Genomic DNA, 20,444 nt, shown 5'->3' on the forward strand with positions numbered 1-20,444 from the left:
CTCAATGCAAAAGCACGCGATGCGCGCAAAGAGTTCGCAAATGCAACTTGACACCCCAGATAGTCGCTCATCCGTCTTGCCGCTGCGCGCCAATCCACCTTCTCCCACAAGGGGAGAAGGGACGCAGCTCCAGCCGCCTCGCAGCCTACCGAGATGTTGATGACAGCAGTGCTCGAACGTCCTGGAATGATCGAAGCCAAACCCGCCCGACGCCGTCGTTTTTCGATCGGCGCCGTCGTCCCCTACCTCCAGGCGGCGCCACTGGCGCTGATCCTCGGCGCGTTCCTTTTGCTGCCGATCCTGATGATCGCCGTGGTCTCCTTCTGGGATTACGATTTCGCGGCGATGTATCCGGATTTCCTGACCACCAACTACGCCGACACGCTCGGCTCCTGGGTCACCTGGAAAACCTATCTGAACACGCTGAAATACGCTGCCATCGTCTGGGCGCTGACGCTGTTCATCGGCTTCTGGGTCGCCTATTTCCTCGCCTTCCATATCAGGACCACAGCCATGCAGATGGTGCTGTTCCTGGTCTGCACCGTGCCGTTCCTGACCTCCAACATCATCCGCATGATTTCGTGGATTCCGGTGCTTGGCCGCAATGGGCTGGTCAACTCGACGCTGGTTGAGATCGGGCTGATCCCGAAGCCGATCGAGTGGCTGCTTTATTCCGAATTCGCCGTGGTGCTGGCCATGGTGCATCTCTACACGCTGTTCATGGTGACGCCGATCTTCAACACGCTGATGCGCATCGACAAGTCGCTGATCGAGGCGGCGCGTGATGCCGGCGCCTCCGGCTGGCAGGTGCTGTGGAACGTCGTCATCCCGCTCGCCAAGCCGGGCATGGCGATCGGCACTATCTTCGTCGTCACGCTGGTGATGGCCGATTTTTCGACGGTGCAGGTGATGTCCGGCGGACAGAGCGCCTCCGTCGCGCTGATGATGAAGAACCAGATGTCGCTGCTACAATATCCGGCGGCGGCCGCCAACGCTGTCGTGCTGCTGGTGCTGGTGCTGCTGATGGTCGCCGGCATCCTGCGCATCGTCGACATCCGCAAGGAGTTGTGAGGCGATGGGCCGGGAAAAGCGCACCTTCGAATTCTACCTGCTGGCCGCCTTCTTCGCCCTTTTCGTGCTGTTTCTCTACGGTCCGCTCTCGGCGATCCTGATCCTCTCCTTCCAGGGCGAGAATGGCGGGCTCACATTCCCGCTGAACGGCGTCTCGCTGCACTGGTTCGCCAATCTGTTCGAGCGCCAGGCGGTCGGCGATTTCGGCGGCAGCTTCAAACGCTCCTTCATCCTCGGCCTGATGGTGATGATCGTCACCGTTGTCGTGTCGCTGCTTGCCGGTCTGGCCTTCCGGCAAAAATTTCGCGGCGCCACCGCATTGTTCTATCTGGCCGTCGCCAGCCTGGTCGTCCCGTCGATCATCATCTCGCTCGGCATCGGCGTCGTCTTCCAGCAGATCGGTTTCCGCCCCGCCTGGTACACGTCTGCCTTCGGTGCCCATCTGACCTGGACCTTGCCTTTCGGCGTGCTGATCATGTTCGCCGTCTTCAACCGGTTCTCGCCGGCCTATGAGGAGGCCGCGCGTGATCTCGGAGCGACCTCTTGGCAGACCTTTGCGCATGTCGTCCTGCCGATGATCGCGCCCAGCCTGATCGGTGTCGGCCTGTTCGGCTTCACCCTGTCCTATGACGAGTTCGCCCGCACGCTGATGACCTCGGGCACCTTCAACACGCTGCCGCTCGAAATCTACGGCATGACGACGAATGTGACGACGCCGGTGCTCTATGCACTGGGCACCGTGACGACGGTATTTTCCTTCCTGGTGATTTTGGCGACGCTCGGCGCAATCGCCTATGTCGGCGGCCGTCGGCCACGAGCTTGAGGGAACCGCAGTGCAGATCCTCGTCGTCAATCCGAACACCACCGCCAGCATGACCGAAACCATTGCAGCGGCGGCGCGGCTCGTGGCCGGCGCCGGAACGGACATCGTCGCCGTCACCTCGTCGATGGGACCTGTGTCGATCGAAGGCTATTACGACGAGGCGCTTGCCGTGCCTGGCCTGCTGGTCGAGATCGCCGCCGGCGAACGCTCGGGCGCGCAGGCCGCAATCGTCGCCTGTTTCGACGACACCGGCCTCGATGCGGCGCGCGCCATGGCCAACATTCCGGTCATCGGCATTTGCGAGGCAGCGCTCAGCACGGCCTCGTTCATCGCCCAGCGCTTCACCGTCGTCACCACGACCGAGCGCTCGCGCGTGCCGGTCGAAGCGCTGGTGCAGCGCTATGGCATGGCAGGACGGGCACGCGTGCGCGCTGCAGACATTCCGGTTCTTGCGCTCGAAGACCCAACCTCCGATGCGATCCTGAAGCTGCGCGGCGAGATCGCGCGCGCACTCGAGGAGGATCGCGCCGAGGCCATCGTGCTCGGCTGTGCCGGCATGGCCGATCTCGCCGCCGCGCTGCAGCGGGAGTTCGGCGTTCCGGTCATCGACGGCGTCGGCGCCGCGATCAAGCAGGCCGAGGCCCTGATCGCGCTTGGCCTGTCGACGTCCAAGCGTGGCGCCTATGCAAACCCGTTGGCAAAGCCCTATCTTGGCGCATTGAAGTCCTTCGCCCCCGGACCTGTAGCCGCCGAATGAGCCAATGCGCCGAACGATCAGAACGCTCGCACTTGAAGACGTAAAAATCCTTGTCGACTGGGCGGCAGCGGAGGGCTGGAATCCCGGTGTTGGCGATGCCGTGGCGTTCCAGGCGGCGGATCCAGAGGGCTTCATCGGCGCCTTTGTCGATGGCGAGATGGTGGCTGGTATTTCGGCAGTCGCCTATGGCGAGGATTTCGGCTTCATCGGTCTCTACATCTGTCGGCCGGACAGGCGCGGTGAGGGCCATGGCAAGGCGGTCTGGGATGCCGGCATGGCGCGGCTCGGCGACCGTACGATCGGCCTCGACGGTGTCGTCGAACAGCAGGCCAATTACCGCAGCATGGGTTTTGCGCCGGTCTACCGGACGATCCGGTTCGTCGGATCGCCGGATGGTCCGGCAACTGCCGACAGTGGTATTCGCGCCATAGATCCGGAACTCATGCCCGATGTCCTGGACTACGACAGCCGGTTCTTTCCCGCTCCGCGGCGATCCTTCCTAAAACACTGGCTGCGCCCGCCGCACACCGCGCTTGCGATCGTCAGGGATGGCGCCATCGAGGGGTATGGCGTCGCCCGCCGCTGCCGGGAGGGTTGCAAGATCGGGCCGCTTTTTGCCAACAGCCTGGACGCGGCAAGTCGCCTGTTCGGAGCGCTCGCCAACGCTTCGGGACCCGGAAATATCCATCTCGACGTTCCCGAGACCAGCGGACAATTTGCAGCTCGGCTGACGTCCGCCGGCCTCGAGCCGGGCTTTGAAACGGCTCGAATGTACAAGGGAAAAGCGCCGCAGTTAGCGCAATCCAGGGTCTTTGCGATAACGACCTTGGAACTTGGTTGATCGGACGCAGGCCGCCTAATACAGCGGCTTGGCCATGTGCCGGGGCGCCGGCCATTCGGTCGTGATCTCTGGCTGCACCGGCCGCTCCAGATAGGTCGACAGAACCACATAGCTTCGCGTCGAGGTCACGCCAGGCGTTTCGTAAAGCCGCGACAGCAGGCCCTCGAGCGCCCTTGTGTCCTCGGTGCGGACCTTGATCAGCATGCATGTGTCGCCGGCCACCGAATGAATCTCCTCGACTTCGGGGTGCTCGGAAATCGCCATCAGTTCGGGGGTCTTTCCCCAGCCCTTGGTGTCGATGTGCACGAAAGCGAGCAGCGGCTTGCGTACCGCTTTGGGATCGATGATGGCGGCGGTGTTGCGAATGGCGCCGCTGCGCCGAAGGCGCTTCACCCGTTCATGCGCTGCCGGCGGCGACAGGCCGACGCGATCACCGAGCTCGGCATAGCTGACCGTGGCGTCGTCGACCAGAACGCCTAATATCTTTCGGTCGGTTGCGTCGACATCGCGGGCAGCAGGCCTGTTCTGCGGAATGCCATCTGTTTCTTCATCCATATTAAATTTCCCGATTGATGCAGAATTCAATTCGGCCATTATCGGCATATGTCGAACACTGATCAAGTCGCAACATTTACGGCAAGGCCGCCTATCCCGGCGCTCGCTTATCTCCTCACCGGATGCATCGCGGTGATCGGCTCGAACTCGCTGGTTCTCGGTCCGATAGCGCCGGCGGTGGCGGCGTCGTTTGCGACAAGCGTGCCGGCCGTCATGATCGCGTCCGCTGCGTTCGGGCTTGGCACGTCGGCAAGCGCCTTGTTCCTGGCTCGCCATATCGATCGGCTCGGCGCCCGCCGCATGCTGCAGGCGGCGTTGCTGCTGCTGGCGGTCGCGCTTCTCGCCAGCGCCGCCGCGCCGACGGTAACGGCGCTGGTTGCAGCCCAGCTTCTCGCCGGCATCGCCGCCGGCGTCGCCATGCCGGCAATCTACGCCAGCGCCGCTGCGATCGCGCCGCCTGGTCGCGAAAGCGGAACCATCGGCGTCGTGCTGACCGGCTGGACCCTGAGCATGGTCGCCGGCGTGTCATTGTCGGCGGTGCTTGCCGACCTGGTGCATTGGCGCGCCGTCTTCGCGGCGGTCGCGGTGCTTGCGGCGCTCGCGTTGACCGGCCTTACGCTGACGTCGTTGAGCGACGTCAGGAAAAGTGGCCCGGCGCCGACGCCGCTCGGCGCTTTGGCCGTGCCCGGCATCGTGCCGCTTCTGGTCGCCTGCGGCGCCTTCATGACCGCCTTCTACGGCGTCTATGGCTATCTTGGCGATCACCTTCACCAAGGCTTGGGACGGCCGGTCAGCGCCAACGGCCTGGCGGCGCTCGCTTATGGCGCCGGCTTCGGCATGGCGGCACTGCTTGATGGCGTGATCGATCGGCTTGGCGCGCGACGCGTCATGCCGTTCGCCTATCTGCTGGTCGCGGCCGTCTATGTCGCGCTCGCCGCGGCAGGCAGTAGTTTCCATCTGACGATCGCGATGGTGGCGGTCTGGGGCCTTGCCAATCATTTCGGGCTGAACGTCCTGGTGATGCGCCTCTCGGCGCTCGATCCGGCGCGGCGCGGCACGATCATGGGCTTGAACAGCGCAGTGACCTATCTCGCGGTGTTTGTCGGCACCACCGCCTTCGGACCGCTTTATTCCAGCTTTGGTTTTGCGGCATCGGCAGCGGTCGCAGCGCTGCTCATGCTGGTTGCCGCTTCGGCGGCGGCGTGGCATTCGCCGCGGCCGGTGTAGTCGCGCAGCCACGCGGCGGCAGCGCTTGCGCTCCCCTCCTGTCCTTCGACAAATGCAAATGAAAGTGCGATAGCATCCGGAAGGACGCGGCGCTGTATACGGGTATCCGGCTGTGAGCCTGTCTGGACAAGCGATGAACATGACGCTTGAAACCACCGCCGACCCTTCGCCGAAAGAACTCGCTTTTCTCGGGGAGCGGCTCAGCGCGTTCAACGACAGCGAAGTCGGTCCGGCCAACAGGAAGGTGCTCGCCGTGTTCGTGCGCGATGAGCGCCGTGCGGTTGTCGGCGGCATCTCGGGATATACCGCCTGGGGCTGGCTCTATGTGCAATGGCTCTGGGTTGATGAGCGACTGCGCGGCCAGCACATGGCCGGCAGGATGCTGGACGCAGCCGAACAGGAAGCCGTCGCACGCGGCTGTCATGGCGCCTTGATCGACACGTTCAATCCCCAGGCGGTCAAGGCCTATGAGCGTCAGGGGTATCGGCTGTTCGGCGTGCTTCCCGATTTTCCCGTCAGTCGCAGCCGCGTCTTCTTGCAGAAGAAATTGCTGGCTTGATCAGCCGGCAAGGCGCCCGCCATGCATCGGCTGCGGCACACCGGTGGTGGTCGGGAAGCTGATCGGCAGGCCTCTGAGCACGCGGACCGCAAGGAAGGCAAAGCACTCCGCCTCGACCGCGTCACCCTTCCAGCCGAGTGCCTCCGCCGGCACCGCTTCGACGCCGGCGCGGCTGGCAAGCATGGCCATGATCGTCGGGTTGTGGCGGCCGCCGCCGCTGACCACCAGCCGCTTCGGCCGGTGCGGCAGGAGGTCGAGCGCCTTGCCGACGGCTGCGGCGGTGAAGGCCGTCAGCAGTGCGGCGCCATCCTCAGCGTTCATCCCATCCGCCATGGCCGCGCCGAAATCGAACCGGTCCAGTGACTTTGGATAGGGCTTGGCCAGGTAGGGATGCTGCAGGAGCTTGGCCAGCCGGGCTTCGTCGACGGTGCCGGTCCGCGCCAGCGCGCCGTCGCGATCCATGTCGCCAAGCCCTTTCGCCGTGATGAAATCGTTCAGCGGCGCGTTGGCCGGTCCGGTGTCGAAAGCGACGACATTGTCCTTGCCGTCCCACCAGGTGATGTTGGCGACGCCGCCGAGATTGAGCACCGCCGTGTCGCCGCTGATATCGGCATCGCGCAGCAGCGCGGCGTGATAGGCGGCCGACAGCGGCGCCCCTTGCCCGCCGGCGCGCATGTCGGCCGAACGGAAATCATAGGCGACCTTGGTCCCCAGTATGGCATGCATCAAAGCCCCATCGCCGAGCTGGCGAGTCTGGCCGAGCCGGCCGGAATGCGGGGCCCGATGCAGCACGGTCTGGCCATGGAAGCCGACGACGCCGATATCGGCCATCGTCAGCCCGTAGCTTTCGACCAGGTCCTTGACCGCTGCTGACTGGGCGCGCGTCAGCGCTTCTTCGGCTTCGCGAAAGATTGCCGGCTCCGGCCCGGTGAAACTCCAGGTCCTGGCCTGGCGCAGCGTCTCCTCCAGCAGGCTGCGGATCGACCTGGGGTAGGGCGCCAGCGTGTAGGTGCCGAAATCCGCGATCCGCTCGCCGTCGGTCTTGATCAGCGCAACATCGATATTGCCGTCCAGCACGGTGCCGGTCATCAGCCCGACTGCCCAGATTGGTTCGCCACTTTTCGCAATCATCACGTGTCAGGCTCCGTTGACGCGATCGCCGACCGGTTGGCGAATCTCGATAATCCCGCTGTTGACGTGTCGGATGGATCCGGTTGGTGAGCAAGGTCATGCCCCTGCCTTTGTCGAAGTCGATCCGTCCTGTATACTGGTATACCGGTATCCAGACAGCTTCACGGCGTCGTTTCGCCGATCGCCTTTCGCAAAAACCCGCCCGCATTGTCGAGCGCCATGCGCGCCTCTTCGATGCCCATCCCGGTGATCGTCACCAGTATCGCCAGCTTGACGTCCTTGCCGGTCTGGTCGAGCGCCCGTCGTGCCTGCTGCGCTGTGCAGCCGGTGGTCTGCATCACGATCCCGACCGCCCTGGCGACGAGCTTCTTGTTGCTGGGATTGAGGTCGACCATCAGGTTCTGATAGCTCTTGCCGATCCGGATCATGCTGGCTGTCGTCAGCATGTTGAGAACCAGCTTTTGCGCGGTTCCCGACTTCAACCGGGTCGAGCCGGCGAGAACCTCGGGGCCGACAAGCGGAGAGATGGCAATGTCGGCAATGCCGGCAATGACCGACCTGGGATTGCAGGAAAGCGCCACCGTCGTTGCTCCCACCTGCCTTGCATAGGTCAAGCCGCCGATGACGTAGGGTGTGCGGCCGCTGACCGCGATGCCGACCACCACATCGTCGGCGGTCAACTTGATGTCCTGCAGGGCCTTGATGCCTTGTTGCGGATCATCCTCGGCGCCTTCCACAGCCCGGACCAGCGCTTTGGGGCCGCCGGCGATCAGGCCGAGCACCATGTCCTCTGGCACGCCGAATGTCGGCGGACATTCCGAGGCGTCGAGAACTCCCAACCGGCCGCTTGTGCCGGCGCCCATATAGACAAGCCGCGCGCCTTTTTGAAACGCACTAACGATCCGGTCTACCGCGGCAGCAATTTCCGGAATGACCTTGTCGACGGCGGCCGGAACGCCGCTGTCCTCGTCATTGATCATGCGCAGGATCTCGATGGTCGGCAGCAAGTCGATATCCATCGTCCTCGGGTTCCGATCCTCGGAAACCAACCGCTCCAGCTCCGACATCAACTCCTGTTCGTTCATCCGCTTGCTTTCAAACTTCTTGCCATCGGCAACAAGTAATGTGATGCGGCGCCAGGCGTTGACCAGTACCAGCGGCTGGCATTCGCGGACCCTTCTCCAAACAAATGTTGACAATATCATCTGTTGTTGATCAAAGTTCAGCCATGAATTGCGCGGGCCGGGTGCGGAGATGGACGACCTTGGAGCACAGGAACAGGCAGTGCTGGATCTCATCGCGGCGAACCCGTTCGCCGGCCAGCAGGATATAGCGGCCGCGCTCGGCATTGCCCGCTCGACCGTCGCGGCCCACATCGTGCAGCTCGTCAACAAGGGCTACATTCTCGGCCGTGGCTATGTGTTGCCGGCCTCCAGGCGCATGATCTGCATCGGCGGCGCGGTTCTGGACCGCAAGTACCACGCCAGGAAGGATCTGATCTTCGGGACGTCGAACCCGGTCGGCGGCTATCGCAGCTTCGGAGGCGTCGCCCGCAATGTCGCGGAAAACCTTGTCCGCCTCGGCGTCGACGTAAGCTTCGTTTCGATTGTCGGCGACGATGAAACCGGCCGCTCGCTGGTGCGGCATTTGCGCGATCTTGGCGCCGACGTCAGCCAGGTCATTACCACCACGGAGCGGCCGACGGCGGAATATGCCGCCATCCTCGATCTCAACAACGATCTCGTGCTCGGCATCGCCGACATGGAGATCTTCGATCTGTTTTCGCCATCCTGTCTCGACCGTTGCTGGCCGCATCTGGCTTCGGCGACATGGGTGTTCATCGACTGCAACCTGCCGGCCGCGACGATCGCTGCGCTGATGTCACGCAAGCAGGGCACGCGCTTCAAGCTCGCCGTCGACACGGTCTCGTCGCCGAAATCGGCGCGCCTGCCGAAGGACCTGTCCGGCATCGACCTTTTGTTCACCAACCATGACGAGGCCAATACGATGCTTGGCATCACCGAGGTCGACAAGCGGCTGAAGCCGAAAGAGGCTGCGGCGGCGCTGCGCGCGGCCGGCGCCAGCGAGGTAATCGTGACCATGGGCGCGCACGGATTTGCCGTCGCGACCGAAGGCGGCGTGGCAACGATGCGTTCCGTCCCGGCCCGCGCCGCCGACATCACCGGAGCCGGCGACGCGATGATTGCCGGCACCATGTACAAGGTGCTTTCGGGCGATCCCGTGCTCGACGCAGCGCGCACCGGCGCGCTGCTCGCCACGCTGACCACCGAGAGCGAATCCAGCGTCCATCCCGACCTGTCGCCGCGCTTCCTCACCGCCGGCATGTACCGCATTCCCGCCTGAACGCGAGCCGAACTCTGAAAGCGAGACGACGATGAAACCTTCCCTTCTCCACCTGAACGACGAAGTCGCGGCAGCACTTCGAGAAGGCCGCGCGGTGGTGGCGCTGGAATCGACGATCATCACCCACGGCATGCCCTATCCGGCCAATCTGGAGACTGCGCGCGGCGTCGAAACCGTGGTGCGCGAGAACGGTGCGGTGCCCGCCACCATCGCGATGGTCGCCGGCAAGATCAAGGTCGGGCTCGATGACCGGGAACTGGAGCAGCTGGCAGCGGCAAAGGGTGTGGTCAAGGCCTCCGGGCGCGACCTCGCCGCCATCATGGTGAGCGGCGGCTCGGCCGGGACGACGGTCTCGGCGACGATGCGGATCGCTGCATTGGCCGGCATCGGTATTTTCGCGACCGGCGGCGTCGGCGGCGTGCATCGCGGCGCCGAAGCCACTTTCGATATCTCGGCCGACCTGACCGAACTCGGCCAGACCAGCACGACCGTCGTCTGCGCCGGCGTAAAATCGATCCTCGATATTGCAAAAACGCTGGAATATCTGGAGACCCAGCGCGTACCGGTGATTGCCTTTCAGAGCGATGATTTTCCGGCTTTTTATACGCGCTCCAGCGGACTGAAAGCCGATCACCGCCTCGATACACCCGATGACATTGCGCAGGCCATGCTGCTGCACCAGCAGATCGGCTCGGGCACCGGCATCCTCGTCGCCAATCCGATCCCCGAACTGGATGCGCTCGATCCGGCCTTCATCGACGGCACGATCACGGCAGCGGTGGCGGAAGCCGAAAAACGCGGCATCGGACGCAAGGAGCTGACGCCGTTCCTGCTCGCCCGCATCAACGAGCTTTCGCAGGGCCGCAGCCTGAAGGCCAACATCGCGCTGGTTCGCAACAACGCCGCGCTTGCCGCCCGTATTGCGGTGGCGCATGCGCGGTTGAAGCGCATGGCCAAATAGGCTCAGCACCCGGCCGGCGCTACCGGCGATTTCATGCAGGCCCGAGATCCCGCCCGGCATTGAGGATATTGTTCGGATCGAAAGCGTTTTTCCAGCCGCGACAGGAACTCGGCAACCTTCTGTGACATGGGGCTCACTCGTTCGCCCTAGGCGCTTCGGCCTCGGCGCGAACCAACTTGATATCGGCTCCCGCCGCCCAAGCGCCGATATCCTCCCGGCGCAATGCCGCCGCCATCATGTCCGGAAACAGATCCGGCGTGCAGGCGAAGACCGGAATGCCAAGCGCGGCAACCGAACCTGCCATTGCCGGATCGTAGCCGGGCCGGCCTTGGTCGGTCAGTGCCAGAAGCACGACGACATTGACGCCGGATCGAACCAGCGCCGCCAGCCGCCGCAGCAACTCCTGTCCATTGCCGCCTTCGTAGAGGTCGGTGATCAGCACCAGATGCGACTTGGTTGGCCGCTCGATACGGTCGGCGCAATAGGCGACGGCCTGGTTGATATCGGTGCCGCCGCCAAGCTGCACGCCGAACAGCACTTCGACGGGATCGCTGAGTTCTTCGGTAAGGTCGACGATGGCCGTATCGAAACAGACGAGCTTTGTGCGCACGACCGGCAGCGAGGCCATCACCGCCGCGAAGATCGAGGCGTAGACGACCGAGCTTGCCATCGAGCCGGACTGATCGACGCAGAGAACGACTTCGTCAAGATCGACCAGCCGGCGCTGCTTGCGCATGAAACCAACCAGCTTCTCCGGCACGATAGTTTTGTGCTCGGGTTGGTAGTGGCGAAGGTTCGCCGAGATGGTGCGCTGCCAGTCGATATCGCGCGCACGCGGACGGTTGGTGCGCTTCGATCGGTCGAGAGCGCCGCGTATCGCCTCGGCGGTCTTCTGCTCCAGCTTCTGCATCAGCTTGGCGACGATGTCGGCGATGATCGTGCGGGCGATGTCCTTGGACTTGGCCGGCATGACCGAGCGGAGCGAAATCAGGTCCGCGACCAGGTTGACGTCCGCCTCGATCGCCTTGAGGAACTCCGGCTCCATCAGCATCTGCTTCAGGTCCAGCCGTTCGAAAGCGTCCTTCTGGACAATCTGAACGACCTGCGCGGGAAAGAAGGAGCGAATGTCCCCCATCCATTGCGCAACGCGCGGTGCCGAGCGGCCAAGCCCGCCACGCCGCTTGCGCGGGTCACTGGCCGCCGCGCTGGCACCATCGCCGTAGAGAGCATCGAGTGCCGCCGAAAGTCGTTTGTCGTCGCTGGAAAGTGCCGCCGACGCCTCGTCATCGGCGCCGATCGCCAGGCGCCAGCGGCGCTCCCCACCGGCATCTGCAGTGAGTGGGCCGGGCCCGTTCATTTCGCCCTCGTCATCCATTGCCGTTTCCTCCCATGAGCAATGGTCCAAGCCGTTCCAGGTGTCGGCGCCATGCCTCTCCGCCATCCGGCGTCGGCGTCAGGCCAGCCGGCAAGCGCGCGGCGCGGCCGAGAACCGCTTCGATCAGCCGCCGCCGCTCCATGCTGTCCAGATTGGAAAAGACGCGGCGCAGCAACGGCAGGTGCGCGATGAAAGCATCTTCGTCGAGAGATTTGAGCCAGGAATCGACCGCGCCGCGCAGACCTTCGTCATAGATCAGCCGTTGACCGGCTGTGCTGAAGTAGCCCTCGAAGAACCCCGCCGCCTCGGCGACTGGCGTGCCCGGCGACAGGCGTCGCCCGAGCAGCCCGGCTGCGGCTTCGGCGGACAGGCGGCCGGCCTCGTAGAGCAGGTGCGCGGCGCATCCGGCCAGCAGCGCCGTCGCCCGCGACCCCTCCAGCACGGCAGCCAGCCCGTTGCGCCATCCGTTCAGCACATCTTCCCCGGGCTCGACCAGTCTGATCGCCTCATCGGCCTTGCGCATCGCGCTAGCCAGCGTCGCGGCGGCCTGCTCATCCAGATCGCGTGCAGCATAGGGAAGCGCGATCGCACCTTCGACGATCAGCCGCTCCATGAGGCCGGAAAGCCGGTTCGTCTCCGTTTTGCGCGCCTCGCCGTAGCGGATGATGTCGGCGAGCGGCGGCACCGAGGCCAGAATCTCCAGGCATTCGCTGCTGCGCGCCGCGCGCGCCTCCAGCGCCGCGAGACCGGCCGTCGATGCTTCCGACAGGCCTGCCGTGATGGCGCCCTGGAACAGTGCCGCAAGAGTATCGAGGGTTGCTGCGGCTTCGATCATCTGGATCAGGCGGCCGTTGGCAGCCTTTTCGATGGTCGGCCCGTAGATCAGGTTCTCCACCAGGCGGACGGCATATTCCGGCTCCCAGGCCAGTGTCCACCGCTCGCGGAAGGTGCCGCGGCTGCGACCGGCGTCCGTCAACTTGCCCCAATGCACACCAAGCACGTTCAGCCGATGCAGCAATGTCGAACGAAACAGCCCGCTGTCGCTTCGCAAATCGACGGACAGTTCCCGCTCCAGCGCTTCAGGTTTCAGCCGCGCCGCCTTCTGGTTGCGCTGCAGATCCTCGATCAACGGCGCCAACGGCGTGTCGGGTGGAATTTCGCCGACGTCCGCACCTAGAAGCAGCTCGGCCTCGACCAGAGCCCACAGCAACGCTTCGCCATTGAACAGAGCCGCAATCGCGGCGTCGCGGAACTCCTCAAACCCGGGCTTCGGCCGCTCGCGAATTACAGCGAGCATCCGGGCGAGCCGCTCCGCCTCGATGAGCGAAGCGGTCGAGACCAGGTGACCCTTCACCCGCAGCACCGCTGCGATCATTGCAAGCCACAGGGTTGCTGCATCGCGCCGGCCACGCGTGCGCCAGAGGTGCTTGCACCAGCCGGGTGCGACGACCCCCGCGCCATAACCGTAGCCGAGCGCCAGACGCGGTCCCGTCCACGGCGCCCATGTCATCGTGCTCTTGCGCCTTGCAATCCCCTTAAGCAGCGCTTGATCGTTTTTCTGCGTGTGCGTCGCCTGCAGTGCCGGCACATGCCACGCCCCGCAGACGACGGCGATAGGTCCGTCGAATTCCTTGCGCGCCGCAGCGATTTCGAGCCGCATATGCGCTTCGCGCTGGGCCTCGAACTGCGCGATCGAGCCTTCACCATCCCTCAGCGTCATCATCGCGTCGGAGATGGCGGCGAATATCGGGCCTGGTTCCGGATTCTGCTCGATGATGTCCGACCACCAGCTTTCGCCATCCTCATAGCCGGCGGCGCGGGCCAGCGTGCCTATCGGATCACGCCGATGCGGAGCCACATCATCACGCTCGCTTGCTTCCTTTGCATCATCAGCATCGACTTTTTCCGCGCCGTCGACCACCGCTTCCGAGAAGCGCGCCGACGACGGCAGGTCGATGAAGCGCAACGCCGCCTTGTTGTCCACGGCCCAAAGGACCGCCTGATATTCCGGCGAGAACTCGGCGAACGGCCAAAAACTTGTCGAAGCCGGATCCTCCTCCGGATAGCAAAGCAGTGCTACCGGCGGCTGCATTTCCGGGCGGGCCAGCAACGGCAGCAGCGCGGAGGCATCGATCGGCCCCTCGATCAGCACGGCGACCGGCTGCAAATCCTGCAACGCCTGCACAAGGCTGTCGGCGGAGCCCGGCCCGTGATGGCGTATACCGAAATAGGCGACGTCGCTGTGCCCCATGACGCGTCAGATCGCTGCGTTTAAGGCCGCATAGTAGCCGGCATAGTCGGGCCGCTTCTTGAGCACTGTTTCCAGATATTCCTCAAGCACTGCCTTGTCCTGTACCGGGTCTTTCACGATCGCGCCGACAAGGCTGGCGGCGAGACCTTCGGCGCCGAGCCTGCCGCTGTCGAACCACGCCGCCTGGCTCAGCCCGCCAACCATCGTCGCGATCGCCTCGGCGGTCGACAGCGAGCCCGAGGGCGTCTTCAGCGTCACCTTGCCGTCGGCGGTCGCACCGGACCGCAATTCACGGAAGATGGTCAATACCCTGGCTATCTCCTCGCCGACATTTTTCGGCACCGGCAGGTCGAGCCCGCCGGCCATCTCATCGATGGCAGCACCACGACATTGAATCGACGCTTGAGTGCCGAGGAGAGTTCATTCACACCTTTGTCCCGATTGTTTGCCGTGGCAATGATGTTGAAGCCGCGCTGGGCATAGATCGATGTGTTCAATTCCGGGATCGGCATCATCTTTTCGGAAAGTACGGTGATCAGCGTGTCCTGCACATCCGAGCCCATGCGCGTCAGTTCCTCGAGTCGGCAGAGCTTGCCGGTCTGCATGGCGCGGTAGAGCGGCGTCGGCACCAATGCTTCCTGGCTCGGGCCCTTTGCCAGAAGTTGTGCATGGTTCCAGCCATAGCGGATCTGGTTCTCGTCGGTGCCGGCCGTGCACTGCACGATCAGCGTCGAGTCGCCCATGATGGCGGCGGCCAGATGTTCCGACACCCAGGATTTGGCCGTTCCGGGAACGCCGAGCAGCAACAATGCGCGGTCGGTGGCGAGCGTTGCCACCGCGGTCTCCATCAATCGGCGGCGACCGACATATTTTGGCGTTACCGGCGTGCCGTCACCGGCCTTCCCGCCCAGCAGATAGGTCAGCACAGCCTGTGGCGACAGGCTCCAGCCGGCAGGCTTTTGCCTGTCGTCACCGCGCGCCAGCGCCTGCAGTTCAGACGCATAGGCCTGCTCGACCGGGAGACGGATGGCAGCGTTCATATCTATTCTCCGGATTGATCATGTGTCGGTTCTAAACTGATGTTCGGCCAGCGCCGCGTTGAGACGCAGGACACTGAGTGATGGGGCTGCGGGCGGCATGCCGGCTGCGACGACCTCGTCGATCAGTTTTGCCGCCGTGGTCGCTGTGGCAAGGAAGCCGAACGTTTCCAGTACATCGTCGGCGCCGCGCCGCATGGCGTCGTCGTTTCCCGCAACGGCGGAACGCAGCGCCGCAAGAGCCGACCCATTCGAAAGATCGTCCCATTCCAGCCAGTCAGCATCAATGCCTTCCGCCAGATTGATCGCATTGAGGTAATTCGCTTGCTTGAGGATCAGCCGGACGAGGGCTCGTTTTCTGCGACTGTCCAGGCGCGGCGTGAGGTGCAGTACGAACAGCGCTGGCTTGCCGCCATCGGCGACAAGTGCGTCCGCCATATGCGTCACCGCGGCGTCGCTCCCCGAAGCGGCGACCATTCGTGCGATCAGGATGTCAGCGTTGTTGTCGGCGCCGAATTGCCAGGCTCCTATGAACTCAGGTTCGGTAGCACTGAACCGCGCGGCCAGGTCGACCAGATTGCAGGTCTCGAACAATTCGGCGCGACGCTTTTCCTGCGCCGGCGATTTCAACTTCGCCGGCGTGTAGATGCTGCGGCGGCGGATGAAGCCGGATTTGCCTTCGCTGATGAAAGCGGCGAGCTCAACTGCGGGATCATCCGGTCCGCCATCGTTTGAACGGCCGTGCTCCCCCAGCCTTGCCAGCAGCCGGCCAGCCAGTTCACGCACCTTGCCGGACCTGTCGGCGGAGAGGCTTTTAAGGAACGGCGCGTCCTCAGGATTCAGGCCGAAGCGCATGAGCTCAATGAGCGCAAGCCTGACCTCGGCGGGCTCGCCCGATGCCTTGGCCTCGACCAGTATTCGAGCCGAAGCCGGTTCACCGCGGCGCATGTCTGCCAGCGCGATGCGTCGCGCGGCGGGATAGAACTCATCCCAATTTTCCGCCGTCAGTTTCTCTTGCGGGGCATGTCTCTCCCCATCCAGGCTTGCTTGCCAGTCGATCCAGGGAGCGTAGACGTCCGGACTGTTCTGATCCGACGACGCGAGGGGCATCCAGTCCATCGGATGGAGGACAAAGCCGCGGCTGGCGACAAGCGTCACCAGACGCGTCTTGCGTCTCGCGTCGGCGGCGTGTTTCAGAGCGGCTCTCAACAGCGGCCGCAACCGCTCCGGCAGCATAGGGAGCGCCAGTCTGGGCAGCGGCGGCCGGCGCTTGAGCGTCTTCGGCGCCGCCGGCCGCAGGGCCACGTCGAGCGCCTGTGCTGCGATTGCCAGGAGCCGGCGCTCCTGCTCGTCGGGACTTGTACCGCCGGCGATTGTCTTCCAGGCGGTCGGAGCCAGATCGAAGGTGGCTCCGCCGGTGATCCAGCAATCGCGCATTGTCGCCAGGCCAGTTTGCTCGCTCTCATTCACGACAGGTCAAGCCTCCCGAACCCGCTTTGCGCCGCCAGGAGGTCAAGCCTGGCGCCATCCCAGAGCGCTGCCGTGGCCGCAAGGTCGAGGCCGAGCAATGTTTGATTGACAGCGCCGGCGATCGGCAAGGCGATACCTTGCGGATCATCCGCGGCCCGCCACCAGCCTGTGCCGCGGTCGTCTAACAGGATCGCACCAGGCGGCAGCATGAGAGGACAATCGGTAATCCAAGGCGCAGCATCCTGATAGGAAGCATGCCCGGCGAGTGGGTCCTTTGTAGCGCCCAAGCTGAAATCAGGCCATGCGCCGGACATCACTTCACCCACGCGTTCCGCCACCAATGCGCGCAGCGGCTTGCGGGCTGGATAGAAGACCAGCCGGGCATCGAAACGATCACCCGGAGCAAAAGCGTTGGACCGGCGTCCGGCAGAAGCCGGAAAATAATCGAGCAGCACGGCAAATTGCGGGGTAGTGCTCTTCAGATCAAGCAGCCAGGTCGAATGGCTGACGAGACCGTCGCGGCGGCTCTCGATCTTCTCGCCCAGAACTTCCCAGAAGCTTTCGACCTGTCTTGCATCCGGACTGGCCAGAACCTGTTCGCGGGTTTCCGATGTCGATACAAGCCGCTTCAATTCGGGATCGTCGGGCGCCGCCCGCCATGCCTTGGCTAGCAGCACAAGCTTGCCAAGCTCACGGATCGCCGCATCCGGTCTTTCTTTCGCTGCGCAGCGCCATCAGCCGCGAAGGGATCTCGTCGATGCGGCCGGCAAGCGCGGTCGCCTTCATGTCGACCAGCCGGGCGGCAATCCGGCGGCAACGGTCGCTGCTGCTGTCGACAAACCCGGAAAGACCAAGCCGCAACTGATCGGCGATCCATTGATCGAGTTCATCGAGCGCCGCCGACACTGCTTGTCGTGTGTCTTCCGCCCGCTTGCGCTGCGCTGCCTCTCGACGCTCCACTGCCGCAACGTCTTCGACGGCGGCGCTCTCGTCCGTTCGTGCGGCTTCATCAATACTCTTGGCCGCCGCACCTTCTATCGGTTGCGCTGGCGGTGGCGTCGTCTTCCTGCGCCTGCCAAGCCAGTCATTCACCCATTCCGGCGAGGATTCGGCCGCGGCAAAACTGGCTGGCGCGGTGGCGGCAATCCACATCAGCGCCAGAGTGTGCTTGCATGGGAATTTTCGCGACGGGCAGGTGCATTTGTAGCCGTGATCGCCCGTGTCGACCACCACGCGATACGGATTGGAGCCGGAGCCCTGGCATTCACCCCAGATGAGCGCCTGCTGCTCATTCTTTTCGAGCCGCGGCCAGTTCGATCGTTTGGTCAGCTTGGAGGCGGCGCTCAGCGACGCTTGATCGGGAGCAAGCGCCTCAATGGTCTTCAAATCGAATTCCAAGCCGCGCCCCTCGTGACTCGAACCAAACGCCTGTCGCCAGGATAGATAGTCGTTTGTGAAGAATTATTGTAGCTCTCGTGAAGCGAAGATCGATACGTCTCGGCCCCTATTCTCCTAATGTGCCCGAATCCGCCTGATCCGCAAGCGACGTCCACCGCCATTCGGCAGGCTTCCAGCAAAGCGCGGCGTTTGGCGCCAGCGGCCCATGCCACTGAGGTCGCCTGAGGCAAAGAGGGGCGTCAGTCTCTGCCTTTCAGGAATTCGATCACCATTGCCGCCGTCCAGGTGAAACGGCCGCCGCCGAGCGGTTCGCCGCTGAGCGGATCGTAATATTCGGCAAAGCCGCTATCGGCGATGAGATCGAGGCTGGACTGGGTGATATGCCGGGCGACATCAGCATAGCCGGCAGCAGCAAGGCCGTCGGCGATCATGTAGTTGACCACCAGCCAGACCGGCCCGCGCCAATAGCGCTTGGCGTCGAAGCGCGGATCGTCGAGATCGTGCGACGGGACGATGTAGCCTGCCTTGCCGGCGATACGCTCGATGGTGGCGGCGATTGCAGCGATACGGGGTTTCGGGATGGCCGAGAAGACCGGCAGCATGCCTCCGACGGAGGCGCTGTTGACGAGCGTTCCGGTGACGCGGTCGAGGCAGAGATATTGGCCGTAGGTATCGCTCCACAGCCGCTCCATCGCCGACAGCCCTTTTTGGGCGCGGCTGCGGTTAGCGTCGGCGATCCCCATTTCGCCAAGCGTCTTGGCGAGATCGGCAAGGTCGGCCGCTGAGCGGATCAGGATGGCGTTGAAGCCGGGATCGACGATCCGGAAGGGCGAGGCATCGTGCAGCTTTGCATTGTCCCAGCCAAGTGCGCGAAAATGCTGCAGCAGCCAGAGGTAGCGGTCATATTGCGCTTTGGTCGGCCGGTGCGCCGGGTCGGCATGCAAGGTGTCGCGGCGCGTGTAGGGCTCGACGCCTTCGGTCGGCACACGCTCGAAGGCGTCGTCCCAGTCGATGGAATTGTCGCGGCCGGACTCCCATGGATGGATAATGGCGACCAGTCCTTCGTCTCTTGGATCGCGGTTTTCGTAGAACCAGCGATGCCAGGCGTCGATCTTCGGCAGCAGCGCGCGGGCGCGCTCGGCGGCCAGTTTCTTGTCCTTGGCCCGGTCGAACAGCCGGCGAACGGCAAAGCCCGCCACCGCCGGCTGGGTGATGCCGGAGGTGGCAGTTGGGCGGTTGGTTCTCCAGACCTCCGGCCCGGGGAAATAGCTGTCGTTCAGGACATGGAAGACGATATGCGGCACCATGCCGTCCGGCCATTGATGGGCGAACAGCGTCTCGATCTCGGTCCAGGCGCGCGCCTCGTCATAGTGGGCAAGACCGAGCGCGGTCAGGCAGGAATCCCAGTTCCACTGGAACGGATACAGGCCCTTGGTCGGGATGGTATAGTCGCCGTGGTCGTTTTCCCTGAGCACCTCGACGGCACGGGCGATGGTTTCGTTGACGGCAAGAGAGATCATTGAAGCGTTCGTACTTTCAGGATTGAAGGGCGTTGGCGCGATTGAAGGGCGTTGGCGGGATCAAAGGGCGTTGGTGGTTTCAGGATCGAACCAGCGGATGCGATCGGCTTTGGGCGCAAGTCGCAGGTGGTCGCCGACGGCGATCGCGGCATTCGATTCGAGGATGGCGCGAAACAGCCCACCCTCGACATCGCAGGTGACCAGCGTGTGCGGACCGAGCGGCTCGACGACGCGCACGGTGGCATGCAGCCCATTGTCACCTGCGCCGACATCTTCGGGGCGAATGGCGAATTCAATTTTGTGCTTGTCCGATTTGGGGCCGGGCAGCGTCAGGCCGGCGACGGTCCAGCTTCCGTTCGCAGTCTTCGTCGCGGGGATGAAATTCATCGGCGGATTGCCGATGAAGGAACCGACGAAGCGTGCGGCCGGATTGCGATAGACCTCGACCGGCGAGGCGGCCTGGACGATGTGGCCCTGATGCATGACGGCGATGCGGTCTGCGAGGCTCATCGCCTCGACTTGATCGTGCGTGACATAGATGGTGGTGGTCTTGGATGCAGCGAGCACCCCCTTGAGTTCGGCGCGCATTTCGAGCCTGAGCAGCGCGTCGAGATTGGACAGCGGCTCGTCCATCAGGATGACATCGGGCTCCATGGCGAGCGCGCGGGCCACCGCTACGCGCTGGCGTTGACCGCCGGAAAGCTGGCCCGAATAGCGTTTCAGCAATTGCTCGATATGCATGAGTTCGGCGGTGCGGGTGACGCGGCGTTCGACCTCTTGCTGCGGCAATTTCTTCATGCGCAGGCCGAAAGCGATGTTTTCGAACACTGTCAGATGCGGAAAGACCGCATAATTCTGGAACACCATGGCGATGCCGCGGTCGCGCGGCGGCAGATGATCGACGCGACGGCCGCCGATCCAGACCTCGCCCTGGCTCGGCGTTTCCAATCCGGCGACGATCCTGAGCAATGTCGTCTTGCCGCAGCCCGAGGCGCCGAGCAGCACCATGAACTCCTGGTCGGTGATGGTGAGGTCTATCGAATGCAGCGCGGTGAAGCCGCCAAAGCGTTTGGCCACCTGTTTTATGGCGATCTCAGCCATCGG

Annotated in this window: 18 protein-coding genes and 1 pseudogene; 8 read left to right on the forward strand and 11 right to left on the reverse strand. The window is 63.9% G+C overall.

Features of this window, described 5'->3' with window-relative positions:
- Nucleotides 1-186 precede the first annotated feature (186 nt).
- Genes AC0L16_RS21430 through AC0L16_RS21445 form a run of 4 tightly spaced genes read left to right on the forward strand, consistent with a single transcriptional unit; the run spans nucleotide 187 to nucleotide 3,492 of the window.
- Nucleotides 187-1,071 (forward strand): ABC transporter permease, encoded by an 885-nt coding sequence (locus AC0L16_RS21430; RefSeq protein WP_473623193.1) that lies wholly within the window; start codon nucleotides 187-189, stop codon nucleotides 1,069-1,071.
- 4 nt (nucleotides 1,072-1,075) lie between these two features.
- On the forward strand, nucleotides 1,076-1,894 hold the full coding sequence (locus AC0L16_RS21435; protein ID WP_473623093.1) for an ABC transporter permease: 819 nt from the start codon (nucleotides 1,076-1,078) through the stop codon (nucleotides 1,892-1,894).
- Entirely contained in the window at nucleotides 1,866-2,651 is a 786-nt protein-coding gene (locus AC0L16_RS21440; RefSeq protein ID WP_473623094.1) for an aspartate/glutamate racemase family protein, read from the forward strand. The genes AC0L16_RS21435 and AC0L16_RS21440 overlap by 29 nt, the downstream gene beginning before the upstream one ends.
- 4 nt (nucleotides 2,652-2,655) lie before the next feature.
- Entirely contained in the window at nucleotides 2,656-3,492 is an 837-nt protein-coding gene (locus tag AC0L16_RS21445; RefSeq protein WP_473623095.1) for a GNAT family N-acetyltransferase, read from the forward strand.
- Between the two features lie 15 nt (nucleotides 3,493-3,507).
- Here AC0L16_RS21445 and AC0L16_RS21450 read toward each other — a convergent pair whose 3' ends face one another.
- On the reverse strand, nucleotides 3,508-4,047 hold the full coding sequence (locus AC0L16_RS21450; protein WP_473623097.1) for an Lrp/AsnC family transcriptional regulator: 540 nt from the start codon (nucleotides 4,045-4,047) through the stop codon (nucleotides 3,508-3,510).
- Between the two features lie 48 nt (nucleotides 4,048-4,095).
- Here AC0L16_RS21450 and AC0L16_RS21455 point away from each other — a divergent pair, with 48 nt between their 5' ends.
- A complete protein-coding gene (locus tag AC0L16_RS21455; protein WP_473623098.1) occupies nucleotides 4,096-5,274 on the forward strand; it encodes an MFS transporter in 1,179 nt (392 codons plus the stop codon).
- A gap of 133 nt (nucleotides 5,275-5,407) precedes the next feature.
- A complete protein-coding gene (locus AC0L16_RS21460) occupies nucleotides 5,408-5,833 on the forward strand; it encodes a GNAT family N-acetyltransferase (RefSeq protein WP_473623099.1) in 426 nt (141 codons plus the stop codon).
- Here the strand turns inward: AC0L16_RS21460 and AC0L16_RS21465 are convergent, their stop codons facing one another.
- The gene (locus AC0L16_RS21465) at nucleotides 5,834-6,964 is read right to left on the reverse strand and encodes an anhydro-N-acetylmuramic acid kinase (protein ID WP_473623101.1); all 1,131 of its coding nucleotides are present in this window, start codon (nucleotides 6,962-6,964) and stop codon (nucleotides 5,834-5,836) included.
- A 161-nt stretch (nucleotides 6,965-7,125) separates the two neighbouring features.
- Nucleotides 7,126-8,049 (reverse strand): N-acetylmuramic acid 6-phosphate etherase, encoded by a 924-nt coding sequence (murQ, locus tag AC0L16_RS21470; RefSeq protein ID WP_473623195.1) that lies wholly within the window; start codon nucleotides 8,047-8,049, stop codon nucleotides 7,126-7,128.
- A gap of 169 nt (nucleotides 8,050-8,218) precedes the next feature.
- Here murQ and AC0L16_RS21475 point away from each other — a divergent pair, with 169 nt between their 5' ends.
- Nucleotides 8,219-9,328, forward strand: a complete 1,110-nt coding sequence (locus AC0L16_RS21475; RefSeq protein ID WP_473623102.1) for a carbohydrate kinase — start codon at nucleotides 8,219-8,221, stop codon at nucleotides 9,326-9,328.
- 31 nt (nucleotides 9,329-9,359) lie between these two features.
- Entirely contained in the window at nucleotides 9,360-10,289 is a 930-nt protein-coding gene (locus AC0L16_RS21480) for a pseudouridine-5'-phosphate glycosidase (RefSeq protein WP_473623103.1), read from the forward strand.
- A 133-nt stretch (nucleotides 10,290-10,422) separates the two neighbouring features.
- Here AC0L16_RS21480 and AC0L16_RS21485 read toward each other — a convergent pair whose 3' ends face one another.
- The 8 genes and pseudogenes from AC0L16_RS21485 to AC0L16_RS21520 all read right to left on the reverse strand — a co-directional run bounded on the left by AC0L16_RS21485 (nucleotide 10,423) and on the right by AC0L16_RS21520 (nucleotide 20,441).
- Nucleotides 10,423-11,664 (reverse strand): VWA domain-containing protein, encoded by a 1,242-nt coding sequence (locus AC0L16_RS21485; RefSeq protein WP_473623105.1) that lies wholly within the window; start codon nucleotides 11,662-11,664, stop codon nucleotides 10,423-10,425.
- Nucleotides 11,657-13,915, reverse strand: a complete 2,259-nt coding sequence (locus tag AC0L16_RS21490; RefSeq protein WP_473623106.1) for a DUF5682 family protein — start codon at nucleotides 13,913-13,915, stop codon at nucleotides 11,657-11,659. The genes AC0L16_RS21485 and AC0L16_RS21490 overlap by 8 nt, the downstream gene beginning before the upstream one ends.
- Nucleotides 13,916-13,921: 6 nt before the next feature.
- Nucleotides 13,922-14,955: pseudogene (locus tag AC0L16_RS21495) on the reverse strand (ATP-binding protein).
- A gap of 18 nt (nucleotides 14,956-14,973) precedes the next feature.
- Nucleotides 14,974-16,422: a DUF5691 domain-containing protein gene (locus tag AC0L16_RS21500; protein WP_473623107.1), complete on the reverse strand. Its 1,449-nt coding sequence runs from the start codon at nucleotides 16,420-16,422 to the stop codon at nucleotides 14,974-14,976.
- Nucleotides 16,419-17,099 carry a hypothetical protein gene (locus AC0L16_RS21505; protein ID WP_473623108.1) on the reverse strand — a complete coding sequence of 227 codons (681 nt, stop codon included), beginning with the start codon at nucleotides 17,097-17,099 and terminating at the stop codon, nucleotides 16,419-16,421. The genes AC0L16_RS21500 and AC0L16_RS21505 overlap by 4 nt, the downstream gene beginning before the upstream one ends.
- Before the next feature lie 13 nt (nucleotides 17,100-17,112).
- Nucleotides 17,113-17,820: an SWIM zinc finger family protein gene (locus AC0L16_RS21510; protein WP_473623110.1), complete on the reverse strand. Its 708-nt coding sequence runs from the start codon at nucleotides 17,818-17,820 to the stop codon at nucleotides 17,113-17,115.
- A gap of 239 nt (nucleotides 17,821-18,059) precedes the next feature.
- Nucleotides 18,060-19,340 carry an amylo-alpha-1,6-glucosidase gene (locus AC0L16_RS21515; RefSeq protein ID WP_473623111.1) on the reverse strand — a complete coding sequence of 427 codons (1,281 nt, stop codon included), beginning with the start codon at nucleotides 19,338-19,340 and terminating at the stop codon, nucleotides 18,060-18,062.
- Between the two features lie 60 nt (nucleotides 19,341-19,400).
- Nucleotides 19,401-20,441 carry an ABC transporter ATP-binding protein gene (locus tag AC0L16_RS21520; protein WP_473623112.1) on the reverse strand — a complete coding sequence of 347 codons (1,041 nt, stop codon included), beginning with the start codon at nucleotides 20,439-20,441 and terminating at the stop codon, nucleotides 19,401-19,403.
- Nucleotides 20,442-20,444 lie beyond the last annotated feature (3 nt).

Source organism: Mesorhizobium sp. WSM4848 (assembly GCF_055811375.1).

What these genes read in the sequence shown, in the direction of transcription:
- AC0L16_RS21460 (WP_473623099.1), top strand. Translation starts at nt 5,408, where the DNA reads ATGAACATGACGCTTGAAACCACCGCCGACCCTTCGCCGAAAGAACTC.
- AC0L16_RS21515 (WP_473623111.1), bottom strand. Translation starts at nt 19,340, where the DNA reads ATGATCTCTCTTGCCGTCAACGAAACCATCGCCCGTGCCGTCGAGGTG.
- murQ (WP_473623195.1), bottom strand. Translation starts at nt 8,049, where the DNA reads ATGAACGAACAGGAGTTGATGTCGGAGCTGGAGCGGTTGGTTTCCGAG.
- AC0L16_RS21440 (WP_473623094.1), top strand. Translation starts at nt 1,866, where the DNA reads ATGTCGGCGGCCGTCGGCCACGAGCTTGAGGGAACCGCAGTGCAGATC.
- AC0L16_RS21455 (WP_473623098.1), top strand. Translation starts at nt 4,096, where the DNA reads ATGTCGAACACTGATCAAGTCGCAACATTTACGGCAAGGCCGCCTATC.
- AC0L16_RS21430 (WP_473623193.1), top strand. Translation starts at nt 187, where the DNA reads ATGATCGAAGCCAAACCCGCCCGACGCCGTCGTTTTTCGATCGGCGCC.
- AC0L16_RS21520 (WP_473623112.1), bottom strand. Translation starts at nt 20,441, where the DNA reads ATGGCTGAGATCGCCATAAAACAGGTGGCCAAACGCTTTGGCGGCTTC.
- AC0L16_RS21490 (WP_473623106.1), bottom strand. Translation starts at nt 13,915, where the DNA reads ATGGGGCACAGCGACGTCGCCTATTTCGGTATACGCCATCACGGGCCG.
- AC0L16_RS21480 (WP_473623103.1), top strand. Translation starts at nt 9,360, where the DNA reads ATGAAACCTTCCCTTCTCCACCTGAACGACGAAGTCGCGGCAGCACTT.
- AC0L16_RS21475 (WP_473623102.1), top strand. Translation starts at nt 8,219, where the DNA reads ATGGACGACCTTGGAGCACAGGAACAGGCAGTGCTGGATCTCATCGCG.
- AC0L16_RS21465 (WP_473623101.1), bottom strand. Translation starts at nt 6,964, where the DNA reads ATGATTGCGAAAAGTGGCGAACCAATCTGGGCAGTCGGGCTGATGACC.
- AC0L16_RS21445 (WP_473623095.1), top strand. Translation starts at nt 2,656, where the DNA reads ATGCGCCGAACGATCAGAACGCTCGCACTTGAAGACGTAAAAATCCTT.
- AC0L16_RS21435 (WP_473623093.1), top strand. Translation starts at nt 1,076, where the DNA reads ATGGGCCGGGAAAAGCGCACCTTCGAATTCTACCTGCTGGCCGCCTTC.
- AC0L16_RS21485 (WP_473623105.1), bottom strand. Translation starts at nt 11,664, where the DNA reads ATGGATGACGAGGGCGAAATGAACGGGCCCGGCCCACTCACTGCAGAT.
- AC0L16_RS21450 (WP_473623097.1), bottom strand. Translation starts at nt 4,047, where the DNA reads ATGGATGAAGAAACAGATGGCATTCCGCAGAACAGGCCTGCTGCCCGC.